We start from the raw sequence: 17,422 nt of genomic DNA, 5'->3' as shown, positions 1-17,422 counted from the left end.
TTTCACGGCCGTTGCCGCGAATTTCGCCGAATAGATAGGACAAGGCTTTGGCGGAAAAGGGCCAAAACGCGGGATTACGAAGATTTAATATGCACTGCACAATTGTTGTGCAGCCGGCTAACGTGCCGTGGCGATCCCTTAACGCAGCATCGGCCAGAGCGTCGCTGCGAGCAGCAGACCCATTCCTATGTTGAACCATTTCAGCCGCACGGGATCCGAAAGGAAGCCGCGCAGCGCGGTGCCGAACCCGGCCCACACCGAAACGCTGGGCAGGTTGACGATGGTGAAGGCGATCGAAATCAGCGCCACCGAGACGAACGGATGATCCGGATTGGTGTAGACGGCCATGGCAGTGATCGCCATCACCCACGCCTTCGGGTTGACCCATTGGAACGCGGCGGCATCGATGAAGCGCATCGGACGCGCCTTCGCCCCGTCCTTGCCACCCATCGAGCGCGACATGCCGATCTTCCAGGCAAGGTAGAGCAAATAGGCGGCGCCGGCGATTTTCAGCGCCATATGCAGCACCGGAACGCTGTCAGCACCGCGCCGAGTCCGAAGCCGACGGCCAGCAGCAGAACCAGAAAACCGATGCTGATGCCGAGCATATGCGGAACCGTTCTGAGGATGCCGAAATTGACGCCGGAGGCCAGCAGCATGAGATTGTTCGGCCCCGGCGTGATCGACGTCACGAAGGCATAGACCAGGAGTGCAAGGAACGCGTTGACGGACATCATATACTCCCGCGGATAGGTCAGCTATATTGTCCTTTATCGGCAGCGGCAAAAGCCACGGACGGTCGACCGCCGGGCCAGCGAGAAGAAGTTGAAGCAGTCGGAGCGGTGGTGGCGCGCCTACATCCCCTGCGGGCCGCGGTTCATGGCTGCGACACCGGTGCGGCAGATCTCGACCAGGCCGAGCGGCTTCATGATGGCAATAAACTGGTCGAGCTTGGAACCCTTGCCGGTGATCTCGAAGATGAAATGCTCGGTGTTGGCGTCGATGACCGACGCGCGGAAGGCATCGGCCAGCCGCAGCGCCTCGACGCGGGCGTCGCCGGTGCCGGCGACCTTGACCAGCGCAAGCTCGCGCTCCAGCGGCCGCTCCTGGCCGAGTTCGTGCGAGCGCACGGTGAGATCGACCACGCGGTGCACCGGCACGATCCGCTCGAGCTGGTGCTTGATCTGCTCCAGCACATGCGGCGTGCCGCGCGTCACGATGGTGATGCGCGACAAATGCTTCTCGTGCTCGGTCTCGGACACCGTCAGGCTTTCGATGTTGTAACCGCGCCCCGAGAACAAGCCGATGACGCGGGCAAGCACGCCCGGCTCGTTGTCGACCAGCACGGAAAGCGTGTGCGTTTCCGGCTTTTCGGTTTCCTTGGCGATGAAGTAGGCGGAGCCGGTCGGCTGGAGCTGTGCGTTCATGACGTGAATCTCGATTTCAAACTTTGGCGCTAATTCTCTGTTTCCACACGGCTTCCGCCGCAGACGCTGCCTGCCGCTACACCAGTTCCCTGCCCTTGGCGTCGATGGCGTTGGCCACCGCCTCGTCGGTCGCCTCGTCAGGCAGGAGCATCTCGTTATGCGCCTTGCCGGACGGGATCATCGGGAAGCAGTTGGCAAGAGTCGCCACGCGGCAGTCGAACAGCACCGGCTTCCTCACCGAGATCATCTCGCGGATCGCGTCGTCCAGCTCGTCCGGCTTGTCGCAGCGTATGCCATGGCCGCCATAGGCGTCCGCCAGCTTGACGAAATCCGGCATCGCCTCGGTGTAGGAATGCGATAGCCGGTTGCCGTGCAGCAGCTGCTGCCACTGGCGCACCATGCCCATATACTGGTTGTTCAGGATGAAGATCTTGATCGGCGCTTCGTACTGCACGGCCGAGCTCATCTCCTGCATCGTCATCTGCACCGAAGCGTCGCCGGCGATGTCGATGACCAGCGCATTCGGATGTGCGATCTGGACGCCGAGCGCCGCGGGCAGGCCATATCCCATCGTGCCCAGGCCGCCCGAGGTCATCCAGCGGTTGGGCTTGTCGAAGTGATAGTGCTGCGCCGCCCACATCTGGTGCTGGCCGACTTCGGTGGTGATGTAGGTGTCCATATCCTTGGTCAGTGCATAGAGCCGCTGGATCGCATATTGCGGCATGATCACGTCGTTGTTCATTCTATAGGCGAGCGAGTCCCGCGCGCGCCATTTCGCGATCTGCTCCCACCATGGATAGAGCGCCTTCTTGTCGGCCTTGGCGGTCGCCCGCCACAGCCGCACCAGATCCTCCAGCACGCGGCCGACATCGCCCAGGATCGGCACGTCGGCATGGACGTTCTTGTTGATCGAGGACGGATCGATGTCGATATGGATCTTCTTCGAGTTCGGCGAGAACGCGGTCAGCCGGCCGGTGATGCGGTCGTCGAAGCGCGCGCCGATGCAGATCATCACGTCGCAATCATGCATGGCCATGTTGGCTTCGTAGGTGCCATGCATGCCGAGCATGCCGATCCAGTTCTTGCCCGAAGCCGGATAGGCACCGAGGCCCATCAGCGTCGAGGTGATCGGGAAGCCAGTGAGGTCGACCAGCTCGCGCAGCAGATGGCTGGCTTCCGGACCTGAATTGATGACGCCGCCGCCGCTGTAGATGATCGGCCTCTTCGCGCCGGCCATCAATTCGACGGCGGCCTTCACCTTCTCCAGATCGCCCTGGACCTTCGGCTGATAGCTGGTGCGCGGCGCCGTTTGCGGCGGCACGTAGATGCCCTTGGCGAACTGCACATCCTTCGGAATGTCGACCACGACCGGGCCCGGCCGCCCGGTGGTCGCGACATGGAAGGCTTCATGGATGGTGGCGGCGAGCTCGTTGACGTCCTTCACCAGCCAATTGTGCTTGGTGCAGGGGCGCGTGATGCCGACGGTGTCGCATTCCTGGAAGGCGTCGGAGCCGATCAGCGAAGTCGGCACCTGACCGGTGAGACAGACCAGCGGAATGGAATCCATCAGCGCGTCCTGCAGCGGCGTCACCGCATTGGTGGCCCCGGGGCCGGACGTGACCAGCAGCACGCCGGCCTTGCCGGTCGAACGCGCATAACCTTCGGCGGCATGGCCGGCACCCTGCTCGTGCCTGACCAGAATGTGTTCGACCTCATCCTGCTGGAAGATCTCGTCATAGATCGGAAGGACCGCGCCGCCCGGATAGCCGAAGACATGCTTGACGCCGTTGTCCTTCAGCGCCTGCACCACCATTTCGGCGCCCGTCATTTCGCGCCGCTCGTTATGTCCGTTGCTCATCGGTCTGGTCCCGTACTGTTCGCCATCTGGCGATTTGCTGGTCGTTTAGTTGGGTTTTGGGCAATAAAAAAGGCCCCCGAGGGAGCCTGTGGGATGCGCATGGGAGGTTTTCGCCCGGCGGTTACACCGCCTTGCCCACGCGCCAGCCTACGAGAATGAGTGCTGTTTTCATGGGCGCGGACAATAAGGTCGGTTCCGCGCCGCTGTCAACGGGCAATCTGTCGGTCCCATTGTTCAGCGGCGCGGATTGTTCAGGCCGCCAGCACCACACCCCTCGCCTGGCTGCCGCCAACGCATTTTGCCGCGTATGTCGAGACGCATGATGTTGCCGAGTAAACGTCTCTAGTCTTCGGCGGCGCACTATTGTCGGCAAGTGTGCCGGGTGGGGCGGCGCCGGTGATCACGTCGCGCTTTGGGTCGCGAACTTTTTCACCACCCGCTCCAGCAGCGGCACGTAGTCGCGAAAGGCGCGCGTCTTCATGTTGGCGACCTTGCCACCCTCGTCCCAGATGCGCACACGCACGGCTTCCCGATGGAATGGATTGCTGCGGAACTCCGCCACCTCCTCCGCGCTCATCGGCCCGCCTTGCAGCGACAGCGTATGGACCGAGGCCGGCGACAGCTTGCCGAAATAGCTCGGATCGGTGGCGCAGAGATATCGCTTGGCCGCAACATGCAGCCTGACGCATTCGACGATGATCGGCGGAAAGAACGGCGCCAGCACCTCGCCACCCGCCTCGTCGTGGTGCTTGTCCTCGACGTCGTCGGGCGAATAGGTGCCGAACTCGCTGGTGTAGTGGCCGATGTCGTGCAGCAGCGCCGCAGCCACAAGCTCCTCCGGCGCGCCATCCTGCTCGGCTAGCCACGCGCCCTGCAGCATATGCTCGGACATGGTGACCGGCTCGCCGAGATAGGATTCCGCGCCGCGACGCTCGAAAATGTCGGCGATGAACTCGACGATGTTGCCGGTGTTCAGTTCATTCGATTTCATTCGGCCGCCTCTCTGACATCGTGTTCGATTGCCGCCAGCGTGGACAGCAGGCCGTCTTTGTCGGCGTAGCAGCCCTGCAGCCAGCGCGTGCCGCTGCCGGAAAAGGCCTTGCGCGCATGCATGACGCGCGTGTTGTCGACGATGAACGACTGGCCCGCCTCGAGCTTGAAGGTCACCTCGAAGGCCGGATCCTCGATCAGTTCGGCGAACCGGCGATAGGCAGCGTAATATGCGTCCATTTCGGCGAACGGCACGTCGATGGTCGGCGCCAGCGAACGGTTGTTGAAGCGCACGCAGATGAGCTCGCCATCCGGTCCGAGCTCGATCATCGGGCGCTTGGACTGCAGCCGCACGCCCGATGAGCCGGCATATTCGAAGCGTGCCGGATAGGAGGAAAGCAACCGGAAGCCGTCCGAATTCTCGGCCTGCAGCGCGGCCGCCACCGCGAATCCGTCGACGACGCTGGATTCGCCGCCTTCCACCGTATTCTCGATACAGGCCAGGATCTGCAGCGTCGGCACCGGGTCGCGGTAGGGATTGTCGGTATGCGCCTGCAGGCCGAGATTGGTGTAGGCGAGATTGCTCGGATTGACCTCGGCGCGCACCTCGAACCAGCGCCCGTAATTGGTCTCCCTGATATATCCGAAGAGATCGGCCACATTGCACAATGCCCCGGATTCGGCCGGCAGACCGTCCATGACGGCAAAGCCAAAGCTCCGCATCGCCGTCAGCCATTGCCGCAGAACATTCCTGTCCTGCCTGGCCTCAAGATAGGCCGCGCGCCGCACCGAACTCTGCATCGTGGCCTTGGTCCACCGCCGAATGTCGCTGCCGGTCCAGCCGGGCTGCCGATTTTCTTCACGGTCGTAAGTATGGCCACGAAGCCAGCTCGCGGGAAAGCTGACGGTCTTGTCTTCAGGCACGAACGTGACCACCAGCGCCTCGCCCTCGATCGAGGCCTCTCCGATCCGTGTCTCGGCCGGAATGTCCAGGATGGTGATCAGCCGCTGGCCGTTGCCGGAGCTGCGGGTCCTGTCGTCCAGTGCGTTGTCGCGCAGCCACATGGCATGGAATCGGCTGCGTGTTCCATCGTCCCAGCCTAGCGCGATCGTCCGTCCTTCGTCGACAAGGGTTGCTCTCGTCAGCATGTTTCTGAAACTCCCGTCTTCGGGCCGTCGCCGCGGTACCGATTGCATGCTGTCTTTGCCAGAGGCATAATTCAAATTATTGTTTTTCACCTAATGCCGCCAGAAATCTAATGACTGGAAAAGCTGCCGATCTCATGCCTCCGCTCGACTGGCTACGCAGTTTCGAAGCGGCTGCGCGCCTGTCGAATTTCACCGCCGCGGCCGCCGAGCTCGGGCTCACGCAAGCCGCCGTCAGCCAGCACATCCGCTTTCTGGAAGAGCGTCTCAAGACGCGACTGTTCGCGCGGCTGGCACGCGGTGTGGCGTTGTCGCCGGATGGCGCCGCCTATCTTCCCCACATCCAGTCGGCATTCGCGATCATCGGCAGCAGCACGCGCGAGTTGTTCGAGCCACGCGTCTTGCAAACCGTCACCATTCGCGTTCCGATTTCTTTCGCGCTGCTCGTGCTGGTCCCGGCTCTTCCCGATCTCGCAAAGGCGCTGCCGTGGATCAGGCTCGATCTGGTGACCATCCATCGGCCGACGGACTACGACGAGGCGGGCTCGACGCTCGACATCCGCTTCGGCAACGGTTCGTTTTCCGGGCGCGACGCCGACCGGTTGACGGTCGAGCGGCTCGTTCCGGTCGCGGCGCCGACCTTGGCCGGAAATGCCGAATGGACATCGCTGCCGCTGCTTTTGGTGGCGGGCGCGCGCGAGATGTGGGCAGAATGGTTCGCAGCCTCCGGCCTGGCCGAACAGTCCCAACGCTCGCATCGCTTCGACAGTTTTGTCGCCGCGATGGAAGCGGCGAAGTCCGGCGCCGGAGCGCTGCTCGGCTCGCGGCCGCTCATCGAGGCCGCGCTTAAGGCCAATCTCCTTGTCAGGCTTTCCGAGTTCGAGCTTTCGAGCCCATCGGGTCACTTCCTGACGCGGCCATCGTCATCGCGGCTGTCCGGCGCCGAACAGGATTTTCGCCGCTGGCTTTTGTCGCGTCTCGCCAGCATTTCAGGATAGCGCCCGGGCCGGCTCCCCTATCCGCTTCCAATAGATGAGCGTGCCGGTGAGGCCACCATGCGGTTTCAGCGCATAGTCCGGAATCTCGCCGGTCAGCGAAAAGCCGAGTCTTTCGTAAAGGCCGCCAGCCCCCTCTTCGCTTGCTGTGTCCAACACCAGCAGGGTGCGCCCTTTCTTGACCGCCAGTTCCTCGGCGGCCCGCATCAGGCCGGTGGCAATACCTTTGCCGCGATAGTCGAGGCGGGTCATCAGCTTGGCGAGCTCGGCGCGGTGCGGTTGGTTGGGCGGGCAGTCGAGAAGCAGTGTGACAGTGCCGACAAGCATCTCGCCATCCCATGCGCCCAGCAGCGCCCGTTCCCCGCGCGCCGCGGCAGCGAGCGATTTGCGCCAGAACTCATGGGCCGCATCGGGAGACAAGGGATGCATGAAGCTCACCGATCCGCCGGCGGCGACTGTCTCGATCAGCAGGTCGGCGAGCATTCCGCTGGTTTTTGCGTCGTCGTTCAGCGCCCTGATTTCAGGCGGGTTCATGTCGGTGGTCTCCAGGTGATGAGGTGTCGGGCCACGCTCATGCGAAATGACTGCTACGTCTTCGGCGGCGCGCCCTTCGGATTTCCGCGATACGCTCGGCTTCGTCCTCGCTGAGGTGCCGCCCGCGCTCCAGGATCTCGAGCGTGTATTCCTCATAAGTGAGCCCAAGCCGCTCGGCCTTTTCCAGCCGCATCAGCATGACGGCGCGGCTCGGCGCCTTCCAGGCTTTGTCGTGGGAGGTGCGCCAGGCAAGAAAGATGTAGGGGTCGCCCTTGCCCCAGGGCAGACCTTCGTAGTCGTCGAGAGGCGGCCCGCCATTGTGGGACCGTTCAAGCCGGCGTGCCATGCGATCAGCCCCGGACCAGCGCCACCAGATACTCGGCGGCTTCCGGTCCCGGAGCGTGGAAGGTGCAGTCCGACGGGGCTCCGAGCGCCAGGCAGTCGCCCGGCTCCAGCCTGTGCACGACATTGCCTTCTGTGAAGTCCAGGCGGCCGCCGATCAGCCAGATCTGCTGCTTGATGAAGGCATAGGACGCTGCCGGGAATTCGACCTTGGCGCCTGCCGGCAGGCTGACCCGGATCAGTTCGAGCGGCATTTGCGTTGCCGGCGACAGATGGCGTCGCACATAGCCGGTCGCCGGATCCTGCCAGACCGGCTGCTCGTCCTTGCGGGACACACTGCCGCCCTGCATTTCGGCGCGGGCAATCAGCGTCGAGAGCGTCATGCCGAAAGCCGACGCAATGCGCACGAGGAGCGCCGCGGTCGGACTTGTCATGCCGCGCTCCATGGCGCTCAGCATCGCCTTGGAAACGTCGGAACGCTCGGCCAACTCGGCCAGCGACCATCCCCGCAAATCACGCTCGGAGCGTATCCGCCTGCCGATCGTGGACGTGATGTCGTTCGATATAACAGTCATTCATCTAATATATCGAAATTTCGGGATGAAGGAAGAGGCTGGTCGATCGCATTTTCGCGAGTGGTTTAACGGGCCCTACACCATCCGACCTCACGCGGCTTTAACCCCGATTGGGATAGCTTTGACCCGAGGGGAATGGGACAGGTAACGATGTTTGTTGAACGCGAAGCCTCCGTTGGGGAGCCGACCTCGCAGGAGCGCCGCGACGCCCAGCAGAGCGACAAGCGCATCCTGGGCAACGTCGTGCAATGCGACGGTGCGCGCGCTACCATCAGCGCCTATGCCGAGGATGCCGAAGGCACGGTGACCGGCCTATGGACCGTCGGCAAGATGATTTCCATCAACCTTGGCGCGACGCGAACCGTTGGCCTTGTCTATGCGATCGGCAAGTCTGACCGCGCCTGGAGCAATGAGGGCCAGAACGCAATCGAGGTCAGCATCGAACTGATCGGCGAGGTGCGCGACGGCGCCGAGCCCGGCGCCAAACCGGTCTTCGACCGCGGCATCACCACCTATCCGCATATCGGCGCGGTTGCCCACCGTATCCGCAGCCGCGACCTGCAGGCCGTCTACGATCTCGCCGGCCGCCATTCGATCACCATCGGCACGCTGTCGCAGGACGAGGCGATCGACGCCAACATCGCTGTCGACGACACGCTGGCGCGCCATTTCGCCATTGTCGGCACGACCGGCGTCGGCAAATCCACGGCTGTCTCGCTGCTGTTGCGCAAATCGATCGAGGCGCGGCCCGATCTGCGCGTGCTGATCCTCGACCCGCACAACGAGTTTGCCGCCTCGCTTCCGGAATACTGCGTGAAGGTCGATTCCAAGACGCTCGACCTGCCGTTCTGGATGTTCAGACTGGAGGAATTCGCCGAAGTTCTGTTTCGCGGTCGCGAGACCGTTCCGGAGGAAGTCGACGTCCTGCGCGACCTCATCCCGGCCGCCAAGAACCTCTATCGCAACCCGAGCTCCGGCTCGTATATCAGGCGCGGCAGCGATGCGCTGACGGCGGACACGCCGGTGCCTTACCGCATCGCCGATCTGCTCAAGCAGATCGACGAGCGCATGGGTCTGCTCGAAAGCAAGAACGATCGGCCGACACTGAAGTCGTTGAGGACGCGCATCGAATCGGCCGCTTCCGACCCGCGCTACCGTTTCATGTTCAATTCGCGGCTGATCGAGGACACCATCCACGAGACGATCGGCAACATCTTCCGCGTGCCGAACCATGGACGTCCGGTGACCTGCTTCGAGATGGCGGGCATGCCGTCCGAAGTCGTCAATTCGGTCTGCTCGGTGCTGGCGCGCCTCGCCTTCGACCTTGCGCTCTGGAGCGAGGGCCGGCTGCGGCTGCTCCTGCTTTGCGAGGAAGCGCACCGCTACATGCCTGCCGATCCGCGCCTCGGCTTCGCGCCGACCAGGCACGCTTTGTCGCGCATCGCCAAGGAAGGCCGCAAATATGGCTGCTATCTCGGCGTTGTGACCCAGCGTCCAGGCGAGCTCGATCCGACCATCCTGTCGCAATGCTCGACCTTCTTCGCGATGCGGCTCGCCAACGAGCAGGACCAGGCCATTATCCGCTCGGCGATCGCCGATTCCTCGGCCTCGACGCTGGCGTTCCTGTCCTCCATGGGCCAGCGCGAAGCCATTGCCTTCGGCGAAGGCGTGGCGACGACCATGCGGCTCAAATTCGAGAAACTGTCCCAGGAATTCATTCCCGGCACAGCGAAGCGGGAGCAGGCCTTGCCCGCGGACTCCGGCGACGATGTCGATCTCGCCGGAATTGTCGAGCGTCTGCGCAACGTGCCGAAACCGCAGCAGTCGATAGCGTTCGCCGAAGCCGTCGATACCGGGCGCCAGGCTGGCGACCCCGACTACCGCAAGCCATCGGCGCCGCGCGTGCAACCGGACGACGATTTCGACATGCGTTACGGCCTGAGGCCCTCGACCTTCGGCATGCGCCAGCAGAACGACTAATCGTTCTGCATCTTCGCGCCGACTGAGTCCCGGGCTGAGTCGACTGAAGTCGCTTTCGAGAACCGGAGCGGACATATAGTCCGTGAGCACGCGCATGACCCCGAAAATCGAGAACGCTTTTCGGAAAGGATCATAACAGACGCGCGGCGCGGTAGAAGCGCAGAACGCGGCTCTAGGCGGTCAGCGTCAAGAATTGATCATGGAATTTCAGGCGCAGACGCGGTTGCGGCCCTGCTTCTTCGCCTCGTAGAGCTGCCGGTCGGCGCGGCGATAGAAGTCCTCGGCACTCTCCTTGCGGTCCCAGACGGCGAGGCCGACGCTGGTGGTGACCTTCAGCCGCACATTGCCCGACATGATCGACAGGTTGGCGATCGCCTTGCGGATGCGCTCGGCGAACCGCGCGAGCAGTTCCGCATCCATGTTGGGCGTGACCACGGCGAACTCCTCGCCGCCCAGCCTCGCCACCACATCGTGATAGCGGGTCATGCCCCGTACGCACTGCGCGACGGACCGCAGAACCTCGTCGCCGACATCGTGGCCATGCGTGTCGTTGACCTGCTTGAAATGATCGAGATCGAGGATCATCAGGCCCACCGGCTTGTCGATGCGGCCGAACTCGTCGAGATATTCCCGCAACGCGTCATCGAAGTAGCGGCGGTTCTGCATTCCGGTCAGGCCGTCGGTGAGTGCTGCGTGCTCAAGCGTTTGCGAACGGGCGCTCAGCGACACCGTCATGGCGCGCAACTTGCCCTCTTCCCTCACCTGGCCGCGGATCAGCGGGTAGATGAAGAAGGTTCCAAAGAACAAGGCAGCAGCCAGCAGCGCACCGGTCACGAACAGCAATTTGTTGAGATAGGCGATTCTGTCGAGACGCGATGCGGTGTCGAGAGCGGTCGCGATATCCTGCAATTGGCCATAGGCGTGAAAGGTCACCAGGCCGGCGGCCAGGATCACGAAGATAAAGACGAAAAACGCCGATTCCGCCTTGTGAAAACGCATAACGCCCCGCGGTACTGCGACCGTCGCCGTTATGGCATGCCAGGCCTTACGGACGGTTAACCCGGACAACCGTGACGGGAAGCTGCGCTCACAATTCCAAGCCCTGATCAAATCGCATTCTATCAGTCCCCGATTGACCATTTCTCGCCCGGGCGTAACCTTTGCCACTCCGGCCCCAGTTGGTGTCTGAACCAGGTCGTCTGCCGCTTGGCATATTGGCGCGTCGCGATCTTGGCTCGCTCAATCGCTTGGGGAAAGCCCATGCGTCCGGCCATCGCGGCCTGCAGCTCGCGCACGCCGATCGCCTTCATCGCCGGCAGGTTCGGATCGAGGTCGAGTGCCATCAACTGCCTGACCTCGTCGAGCGCGCCGTTGTCGAGCATTTGATCGAAACGCGCCCCGATACGCGCCACCAGTTCGCCGCGATCCGGCTCGATCACCAGGAAGCGTGCGCTGTGGCGGTCGATGAGCGGCTGGCCGCGTGCCGCCTGCCATTCAAGGATCGACCGTCCCGACGCGTCGAGCACCTCCAGCGCCCGCACAATGCGCTGGCCGTCGGTCGGCCGGAGTTGCATGGCGACAGCCGAGTCCTGATGCATCAGTACGCGGTGCAGCCGTTCTGCCCCTTGTTCCTTGAGTTCGTAGCGCCAGCGCTCACGCACCGAAGGCGGAATGTCGGGCATGTCCGAGATGCCTTCGGCTAAAGCTCGGAAATAGAGCCCGGTGCCGCCGACGAAGACAGCCGGCCGGCCGGAGAAAATACCTTCCGCGATCAGCCCGGTGACGTCGCGCAGCCAGGCGCCGGTCGAGTAGGCTGTCGAAGGATGCACGTGACCGTAGAGATAATGCGGCACGCGCGCCGTTTCGGCCGCGCTCGGACGCGCCGTCAGGACGTCAAGAACCGAATAGCCCTGCATGGAATCGGTGTTGACGATGACGCCGCCCTTGCGCTCGGCGATGTCCAGCGCCAGCGCCGACTTGCCGCTGGCGGTCGGCCCCGCTATCAGGATGGCGTTTTTCACGCGGCCTTCGCCCGCCTGCCTGCCGGAATTTTCGATGCCTCTGATCGCCACGCTTGTGTCCAATCCCAAAGACCGCCGAGTGTCGGTCCCGCTTGCGAATATCGCCTCGCGAGCGGCAGGCGCAAGCGCCGTTCATTGGCTGGCCGAGGATGTCGCCTGCGATCTGGTTTTGCCGGAGACTCCCGACATCGGCGAATTGACGGCCAATCTGCGCGCGGCATTGGCCTCCGAGCCGGTCGACATCATCGTCCAGCCGGCTGAAGGCAGGAGGAAGAGAATCTTGCTTGCCGATATGGATTCGACCATGATCAATCAGGAATGCATCGACGAGCTTGCCGACGAGATCGGCGTCAAAGACCGTGTCGCTGCGATCACCGCGCGATCGATGAATGGCGAGATCGCATTCGAGCCTGCCTTGCGCGAACGCGTCGCCTTGCTGAAGGGCCTCGACACGGCGGTGGTCGACCGCATCATCGCCAACCGGCTGACGCTGGCCGCCGGCGGCCGCGCGCTGGTGCAGACCATGCGTGCCAACGGCGCCTGGACGGCGCTGGTCTCTGGCGGCTTCGACGTCTTCACCAACCGCATCGCCGCAATGCTGGGCTTCCAGGAGAACCGCGCCAACCGGCTGGTCGAGGACGGCGGCAAATTCACCGGCACGGTGGCCGCGCCTATTCTCGGCCGCGCCGCCAAGGCCGAGGCGCTGCTCGACATCGCGGCAAGGCTGGGCGTGACGACGCAGGATGCCGTTGCAGTGGGCGACGGCGCCAACGATCTCGACATGATCCGCCTTGCCGGCACCGGCGTCGCGCTGCACGCCAAGCCGGCGGTGGCGGAACAGGCAAGGATCCGCATCGACCACGGCGATTTGACCGCGCTGCTTTACCTCCAGGGCTATCGCCAGGGAGAATTCGTGCAATGAAGCCGATCCGCACCGAGCGCCTCATCCTGCGCAATTGGGAAGAGCGCGACCGCGCGCTCTTCCATCGCATCAACTCGGACGAGCGCGTGATGGAATTTTTTCCGTTCCGCCGCGACCGCGCCACGGCGGACGCAAAGATGGACGAGCTCCGGGCCTGGATCGATGAGGATGGCTACGGTTTCGCCGCCGCCGAGATTGCCGCCACCGGCGAGTGCATCGGCTTCGTCGGCCTCCTCCAAACCGATCATGTGCCTTCCCTGCCGGCCGGCACGATCGAGATCGGCTGGCGGCTGGCACCGGAATACTGGCGCAAGGGCTATGTCACCGAGGCATCCGAAGCCTGGCTCTCCTTCGGTTTCGAAACGCTGGAGCTGGACGAAATCGTCTCCTTTGCCGTCGTGGAAAACCATCGTTCGATCGCCGTCATGAAGCGGCTCGGCATGCGCGCCGACCCGGGCGCCGATTTTGACCATCCCGCCGTGCCGGACAGCCACCGTCATCTTAAGCGGCATGTGCTGTACAGGCTGACGCGCGACGACTGGCAGGCGCGAAAAAGGGCGGCTCGCTAGCCGCCCTTATTGCAAATCAACCCGTGCGGGCTTTCCCCAATCAGTCCATCCGGATCGTCACGAAGCGCAACTCGCCGGATTTCGAGGCGAGCATCAGCAGCGCGTTCTTGCGGCCCTGCTCTTTCAGCGCGCCGATCCGGTCCATGACATCCTTTGGCGTGCCGACCGATTCCTGCGCGATCTCGGTGATCACCTCGCCGGGCTGGATGCCGCGTTCGGCGGCGGCCGAATCCTTGGCGACGTCGGTGATGACCACGCCCGACACATCGGCCGCGATGCCGAATTTCTGTCTGGTCTGCTCGTTGAGCTCGCCAACGGTCATGCCGAGCACCGAAGCCGTCGACACAGGAGCCGCCTTGTCGCCCTTGTCCTCGCCGGTACTGCCGTTCTCGCCGCTGGCCAGCTTCTCGCCGTCCTCGAGCCGGCCGAGCGTCACCTTCACTGTCTGCTCGACGCCCTTGCGCACGATGACGACGTCGACGGCCTTGCCGACCGGGCTTTCGGCGACGACGCGCGGCAGGTCGCGCATTTCGTGGATGTCCTTGCCGTCGAATTTGATGATGACGTCGCCGGCTTGAACCGTGCCGTTGTCGACCGGTCCGCCCTTGATGACACCGGCCACCAGCGCGCCCTTGGCCGTCGCCATGCCGAGGCTTTCGGCGATGTCGTCCGTCACCGGCTGGATGCGCACGCCAAGCCAGCCGCGCCGCGTTTCGCCGAACTGGCGAAGCTGATCGACGACGCCCGCGGCGAGCTGCGAAGGAATGGAAAAGCCGATGCCGATCGAGCCGCCCGAGGGCGAGATGATCGCCGTGTTGATGCCGATGACCTCGCCACTGCTGTTGAACAGCGGACCGCCGGAATTGCCGCGATTGATGGCGGCGTCGGTCTGGATGAAATCGTCATAAGGGCCGGAATTGATATCGCGGTTGCGCGCCGAGACGATGCCGACCGTGACCGTGCCGCCAAGACCGAACGGATTGCCGATCGCCATCACCCAGTCGCCGACGCGCATCTTGGTGGAATCGCCGAACTTCACCGCCGTCAATTTGTGGCCCTTCGGCTCGACCTTCAGCAACGCGACGTCGGTCTTTGTATCGGTGCCGACAAGCGTCGCCTTCAGCGTCACGCCGTCGGAGAAATTGACCTCGATGTCGTCGGCATCGGCGATGACGTGATTGTTGGTCACCACGATGCCCTGCTCGGCATCGATGACGAAGCCGGAGCCAAGCGACTGCACCTTCTGCCCGCCGCCCTTGTCGCCGCCGCGGTTCTTGAAGAAGTCATCGAAAAAGTCCTGGAAGGGCGAGCCTTCCGGAAGCTGTGGCATCGGCACCGCACCGGGGCCTTCCGTGCCTTTGACGGTTTGCGAGGTCGAGATGTTGACCACCGCGCCGAGCAGGCGTTCGGCAAGGTCGGCGACGGAAGGCGGCGCGTCGGAAGCGATCGTGGGCGTGACGAACGACGGGACGGCAACTATGCCGACGACGAATGCGGTGGCGCCGGCGAAAAACCTGCGCCGCGCCGCGCGCAACAGGGTGTCGGATATCATCGTGGCCTCCCGGCGTTTTGAAAAAGAAAGGCGCTTCCGCAAAGGCGCCCGTCAATTCATGTTGGCAAGAAATAAGGCACGTTTGCGGCTATAGCTATCGGCGGAAGATAAATCGTCAATCGCCTCGGCACCAAGGAATTTCAGCAGCCGCGAACCAGCCAGACGATGGCGACGCCGAGGGCGATTGCAGCCAATCCGGCGATCCGCAGCACATTCTCCGGCAAGGACAGCACCTCCGCCGCCAGTGTCCTGGCCAGAGCCGGAAACCCGCCATAGACCAGGCCCTCGATGACGAGGACCAGGCCGATGGCCGCGAGGAAATCCTGCACCGTCCGCTACTGGGCGTTGCCGGGTTGCGTGGCCGGGGCTGCCGGCGTCGCGGGCGCGGGCTGCGATGCCGCCGGCTGTCCGGGCTCGGGCTTGCTTTCCGGATCGCGGAAGAAACGGAAGAACTCGGAGTCGGGCGACAGCACCATGGTGGTTCCGGTGCTGTCCAAGGCCGTGCCGTAAGCATTCATCGAGCGATAGAAATCGAAGAAGCCCGGGTCCCGCTTATAGGCTTCAGCAAAGGTGGCGCTGCGCTGCGCCTCGCCCTCGCCGCGCAGGATCTCCGATTCTTTCTGCGCCTCGGCGATGATCTCGACGACCTCGCGGTCGGCCCTGGCTTTGATACGCTGCGCCGCCTCGTTGCCGCGGGCTCTCAGCCGCTCGGCTTCCGCCAGGCGTTCGGCTTTCATGCGATCGTAGGTCTGCTGCGATACTTCGGCGGTCAGATCCGTCCGGCGGATGCGCACATCTTCGATGTCGAGGCCGAGCGAAGTCGCGTCCGGACGCAGTTGGTCGCGCACCTCGCGCATCATGACGCCGCGTTCTTCGGAAAGTGCCGCCTCGAAGTCGCGCAGACCATAGACGCGGCGCAGCGCCGCATCGAGACGCGTCTTCAGCCGGGCTTCGGCGAGTTCCACCTGCCCCGATACCGCCGCGCGGAACGTGCGCGGATCCGAGATGCGGTAGGCGATGAAGGCGTCGACCTCGTAGAACTTGCCGCCGGAGACCTGGACGCGGATATTGTCGAGGTCGAAGCGCATCACTTTTTTCTCGATCGTCTGAACGCTGTCGGCATCGAAGAAGGCGAATGGCGCCTTGAAGTAGATGCCCGGCTCGGTCTTGACGTCGATGATCTCGCCGAACCTCAGCACGATCGCCTGCTCGCCCGCCTTGACGACGAACACCGACGAATAAAGCAGGAACAGAAGGACGGCCGCGATGACCGCGATGATGGGAAGCCTGTTGGCCATCACTGGTTACCTCCCAGCGCAGGCGCGGGCGGCGCCTTGGGCTGCAGTGCCGGCAGCGGCAGGTAAGGAAGCACACCCTGCCCGTTGCCCTGCTCGACGACGACCTTGTTCGAGTCCTTCAGGATCCTCTCCATTGTTTCCAGGTAAAGGCGCTTGCGCGTCACGTCGGGCGCTTTGGCGTATTCGTTGTAAACGGAGATGAAGCGCTGGGCCTCACCTTCGGCTTCCTGCACGACCCGGTTCTTGTAGGCGGCGGCATCTTCGCGGATCTGGGCCGCCTCGCCGCGCGCCTGGCCGAGCTTCTGGTTGGAATATTGATTGGCCTGCTCGACGAACTTGTCCTCGTCCTGCTCGGCGCGCTGCACCTCGTCGAAAGCATCGGCGACCTCGCGCGGCGGGGCGGCGTCCTCGATGGAGATTGCGTTGACTTGCAGACCCGTCTTGTAACCGTCGAGCGTGTTTTGGATGATCTCACGCACCGATGTGGCAATACCCTGGCGATCGTCGCGGAAAATATCCTGCGCGGGGCGCCGGCCGACGACCTCGCGCATGGCGCTTTCGGCCACCTGCGTCAGCATGCCGTCGGGATCGGAGACGTCGAACAGATAGGCCCTTGGATCGGAAACCTGGTAGGCGACCGAGAACTGCACATTGACGATGTTCTGGTCGCCGGAGAGCATCAGCCCGGAGCCGCTGCTCGCCCCGCCGCCGATGCTGACGAGTTGCTCGGAAATCTTTGCCGTTTCGACCGTTTCGATCGGCCACCAGTGGAAATGCAGGCCTGGCTGCGAGAGCTCGGCCTTCGGCTTGCCGAAGCGCAATTCGACCGCGACCTCGTCAGGCTGCACGGTATAGATGGCCTTGAAAGCCCAAAGCACGACAAGCGCGAGCGCGATCAGCCCGAGGACGGCCGGGCTGGCGCCGCCGCCTCCCGGAAGAGCGCGCCGCAGCCTGTCCTGGCCGCGGCGGATAATGTCCTCGAGATCGGGAGGCGACCCGGGCGGGCCGCTCGGGCCTTTCGGTCCCTGTCCCCAGGGCCCCTGATTGCCGCCGCCGCCCCATGGGCCGCCGCCACCGCTCTTGTCGTTCCAGGGCATGAATGTCCTTTCGCTTCGGTTCCCTCAGGCCTTGCGGCGCGATCCTAGCGCATGACCTCGAAAACCGATATCGGTTTTCCGAAAGGAATCATGCGCCAAATCAAAGTTTTACGGCG

The 17,422-nt window shown here is 63.6% G+C and carries 17 protein-coding genes and 1 pseudogene; 4 read left to right on the top strand and 14 right to left on the bottom strand.

The features are described 5' to 3' along the window. Window positions 1-138 precede the first annotated feature (138 nt). The 5 genes and pseudogenes from CK215_RS21830 to CK215_RS21810 form a co-directional block, all read right to left on the bottom strand. Window positions 139-734 (bottom strand): annotated as a pseudogene (locus CK215_RS21830) (LysE family translocator). A 120-nt stretch (window positions 735-854) separates the two neighbouring features. After that, window positions 855-1,427: an acetolactate synthase small subunit gene (gene ilvN, locus CK215_RS21825; protein ID WP_059185300.1), complete on the bottom strand. Its 573-nt coding sequence runs from the start codon at window positions 1,425-1,427 to the stop codon at window positions 855-857. Window positions 1,428-1,503: 76 nt separating this feature from the next. Continuing rightward, the gene (locus CK215_RS21820) at window positions 1,504-3,285 is read right to left on the bottom strand and encodes an acetolactate synthase 3 large subunit (protein WP_095783769.1); all 1,782 of its coding nucleotides are present in this window, start codon (window positions 3,283-3,285) and stop codon (window positions 1,504-1,506) included. Between the two features lie 400 nt (window positions 3,286-3,685). Continuing rightward, window positions 3,686-4,276 (bottom strand): HD domain-containing protein, encoded by a 591-nt coding sequence (locus CK215_RS21815; RefSeq protein WP_095832116.1) that lies wholly within the window; start codon window positions 4,274-4,276, stop codon window positions 3,686-3,688. Next, window positions 4,273-5,424, bottom strand: coding sequence for a gamma-butyrobetaine dioxygenase (locus CK215_RS21810; RefSeq protein ID WP_095832115.1), 1,152 nt, complete (start codon window positions 5,422-5,424; stop codon window positions 4,273-4,275). Before CK215_RS21810 ends, CK215_RS21815 begins: the two co-directional genes overlap by 4 nt. A gap of 110 nt (window positions 5,425-5,534) precedes the next feature. On the opposite strand from CK215_RS21810, the gene CK215_RS21805 reads away from it, so the two are divergent. After that, the gene (locus CK215_RS21805) at window positions 5,535-6,419 is read left to right on the top strand and encodes a LysR family transcriptional regulator (RefSeq protein WP_245418757.1); all 885 of its coding nucleotides are present in this window, start codon (window positions 5,535-5,537) and stop codon (window positions 6,417-6,419) included. On the opposite strand, the gene CK215_RS21800 is transcribed toward CK215_RS21805, so the two are convergent. From CK215_RS21800 to CK215_RS21790, 3 genes are read right to left on the bottom strand one after another with little or no spacing between them, the layout of a single operon-like run. Then, window positions 6,411-6,950 (bottom strand): GNAT family N-acetyltransferase, encoded by a 540-nt coding sequence (locus CK215_RS21800; protein WP_095832114.1) that lies wholly within the window; start codon window positions 6,948-6,950, stop codon window positions 6,411-6,413. The two genes, CK215_RS21805 and CK215_RS21800, sit on opposite strands and share 9 nt — an antisense overlap. A gap of 37 nt (window positions 6,951-6,987) precedes the next feature. After that, window positions 6,988-7,296 (bottom strand): hypothetical protein, encoded by a 309-nt coding sequence (locus tag CK215_RS21795; RefSeq protein WP_095832113.1) that lies wholly within the window; start codon window positions 7,294-7,296, stop codon window positions 6,988-6,990. 4 nt (window positions 7,297-7,300) lie between these two features. Beyond that, entirely contained in the window at window positions 7,301-7,867 is a 567-nt protein-coding gene (locus CK215_RS21790) for an XRE family transcriptional regulator (RefSeq protein WP_066990926.1), read from the bottom strand. Between the two features lie 150 nt (window positions 7,868-8,017). Between CK215_RS21790 and CK215_RS21785 the strand changes: the two genes are divergently transcribed. Continuing rightward, complete coding sequence (locus CK215_RS21785) at window positions 8,018-9,847, top strand: ATP-binding protein (RefSeq protein ID WP_095832112.1); 1,830 nt, start codon at window positions 8,018-8,020, stop codon at window positions 9,845-9,847. A gap of 207 nt (window positions 9,848-10,054) precedes the next feature. Here the strand turns inward: CK215_RS21785 and CK215_RS21780 are convergent, their stop codons facing one another. Both CK215_RS21780 and miaA read right to left on the bottom strand, forming a co-directional pair. Next, on the bottom strand, window positions 10,055-10,846 hold the full coding sequence (locus CK215_RS21780) for a GGDEF domain-containing protein (protein WP_066990920.1): 792 nt from the start codon (window positions 10,844-10,846) through the stop codon (window positions 10,055-10,057). A gap of 122 nt (window positions 10,847-10,968) precedes the next feature. Next, complete coding sequence (gene miaA, locus CK215_RS21775; RefSeq protein ID WP_095832131.1) at window positions 10,969-11,913, bottom strand: tRNA (adenosine(37)-N6)-dimethylallyltransferase MiaA; 945 nt, start codon at window positions 11,911-11,913, stop codon at window positions 10,969-10,971. Here miaA and serB point away from each other — a divergent pair. Then, window positions 11,903-12,790, top strand: a complete 888-nt coding sequence (serB, locus tag CK215_RS21770) for a phosphoserine phosphatase SerB (protein WP_095832130.1) — start codon at window positions 11,903-11,905, stop codon at window positions 12,788-12,790. The two genes, miaA and serB, sit on opposite strands and share 11 nt — an antisense overlap. Next, window positions 12,787-13,359 carry a GNAT family N-acetyltransferase gene (locus CK215_RS21765; RefSeq protein WP_095832111.1) on the top strand — a complete coding sequence of 191 codons (573 nt, stop codon included), beginning with the start codon at window positions 12,787-12,789 and terminating at the stop codon, window positions 13,357-13,359. The genes serB and CK215_RS21765 overlap by 4 nt, the downstream gene beginning before the upstream one ends. A 40-nt stretch (window positions 13,360-13,399) precedes the next feature. On the opposite strand, the gene CK215_RS21760 is transcribed toward CK215_RS21765, so the two are convergent. The 4 genes from CK215_RS21760 to hflK form a co-directional block, all read right to left on the bottom strand. Further along, on the bottom strand, window positions 13,400-14,911 hold the full coding sequence (locus tag CK215_RS21760; protein ID WP_095832110.1) for a DegQ family serine endoprotease: 1,512 nt from the start codon (window positions 14,909-14,911) through the stop codon (window positions 13,400-13,402). Window positions 14,912-15,051: 140 nt separating this feature from the next. After that, the gene (locus CK215_RS21755) at window positions 15,052-15,240 is read right to left on the bottom strand and encodes a DUF2065 family protein (RefSeq protein WP_095832109.1); all 189 of its coding nucleotides are present in this window, start codon (window positions 15,238-15,240) and stop codon (window positions 15,052-15,054) included. Window positions 15,241-15,246: 6 nt separating this feature from the next. Beyond that, complete coding sequence (locus CK215_RS21750) at window positions 15,247-16,209, bottom strand: protease modulator HflC (RefSeq protein WP_095832108.1); 963 nt, start codon at window positions 16,207-16,209, stop codon at window positions 15,247-15,249. Beyond that, the gene (gene hflK, locus CK215_RS21745) at window positions 16,209-17,306 is read right to left on the bottom strand and encodes an FtsH protease activity modulator HflK (RefSeq protein ID WP_066990906.1); all 1,098 of its coding nucleotides are present in this window, start codon (window positions 17,304-17,306) and stop codon (window positions 16,209-16,211) included. The genes CK215_RS21750 and hflK overlap by 1 nt, the downstream gene beginning before the upstream one ends. Window positions 17,307-17,422: the final 116 nt, after the last annotated feature.

This window comes from Mesorhizobium sp. WSM3864, assembly GCF_002294955.1.
In the GTDB taxonomy this organism is placed as follows: Bacteria; Pseudomonadota; Alphaproteobacteria; order Rhizobiales; family Rhizobiaceae; genus Mesorhizobium.
Note: the sequence above shows the minus strand (reverse complement) of the source record. Positions and strands in the feature narration are given on the sequence as shown.

Coding starts and splice junctions, on each gene's coding strand:
- ilvN (WP_059185300.1), bottom strand. CDS start 1,427: ATGAACGCACAGCTCCAGCCGACCGGCTCCGCCTACTTCATCGCCAAG.
- CK215_RS21820 (WP_095783769.1), bottom strand. CDS start 3,285: ATGAGCAACGGACATAACGAGCGGCGCGAAATGACGGGCGCCGAAATG.
- CK215_RS21815 (WP_095832116.1), bottom strand. CDS start 4,276: ATGAAATCGAATGAACTGAACACCGGCAACATCGTCGAGTTCATCGCC.
- CK215_RS21810 (WP_095832115.1), bottom strand. CDS start 5,424: ATGCTGACGAGAGCAACCCTTGTCGACGAAGGACGGACGATCGCGCTA.
- CK215_RS21805 (WP_245418757.1), top strand. CDS start 5,535: ATGACTGGAAAAGCTGCCGATCTCATGCCTCCGCTCGACTGGCTACGC.
- CK215_RS21800 (WP_095832114.1), bottom strand. CDS start 6,950: ATGAACCCGCCTGAAATCAGGGCGCTGAACGACGACGCAAAAACCAGC.
- CK215_RS21795 (WP_095832113.1), bottom strand. CDS start 7,296: ATGGCACGCCGGCTTGAACGGTCCCACAATGGCGGGCCGCCTCTCGAC.
- CK215_RS21790 (WP_066990926.1), bottom strand. CDS start 7,867: ATGACTGTTATATCGAACGACATCACGTCCACGATCGGCAGGCGGATA.
- CK215_RS21785 (WP_095832112.1), top strand. CDS start 8,018: ATGTTTGTTGAACGCGAAGCCTCCGTTGGGGAGCCGACCTCGCAGGAG.
- CK215_RS21780 (WP_066990920.1), bottom strand. CDS start 10,846: ATGCGTTTTCACAAGGCGGAATCGGCGTTTTTCGTCTTTATCTTCGTG.
- serB (WP_095832130.1), top strand. CDS start 11,903: ATGCCTCTGATCGCCACGCTTGTGTCCAATCCCAAAGACCGCCGAGTG.
- CK215_RS21765 (WP_095832111.1), top strand. CDS start 12,787: ATGAAGCCGATCCGCACCGAGCGCCTCATCCTGCGCAATTGGGAAGAG.
- CK215_RS21760 (WP_095832110.1), bottom strand. CDS start 14,911: ATGATATCCGACACCCTGTTGCGCGCGGCGCGGCGCAGGTTTTTCGCC.
- CK215_RS21750 (WP_095832108.1), bottom strand. CDS start 16,209: ATGGCCAACAGGCTTCCCATCATCGCGGTCATCGCGGCCGTCCTTCTG.
- hflK (WP_066990906.1), bottom strand. CDS start 17,306: ATGCCCTGGAACGACAAGAGCGGTGGCGGCGGCCCATGGGGCGGCGGC.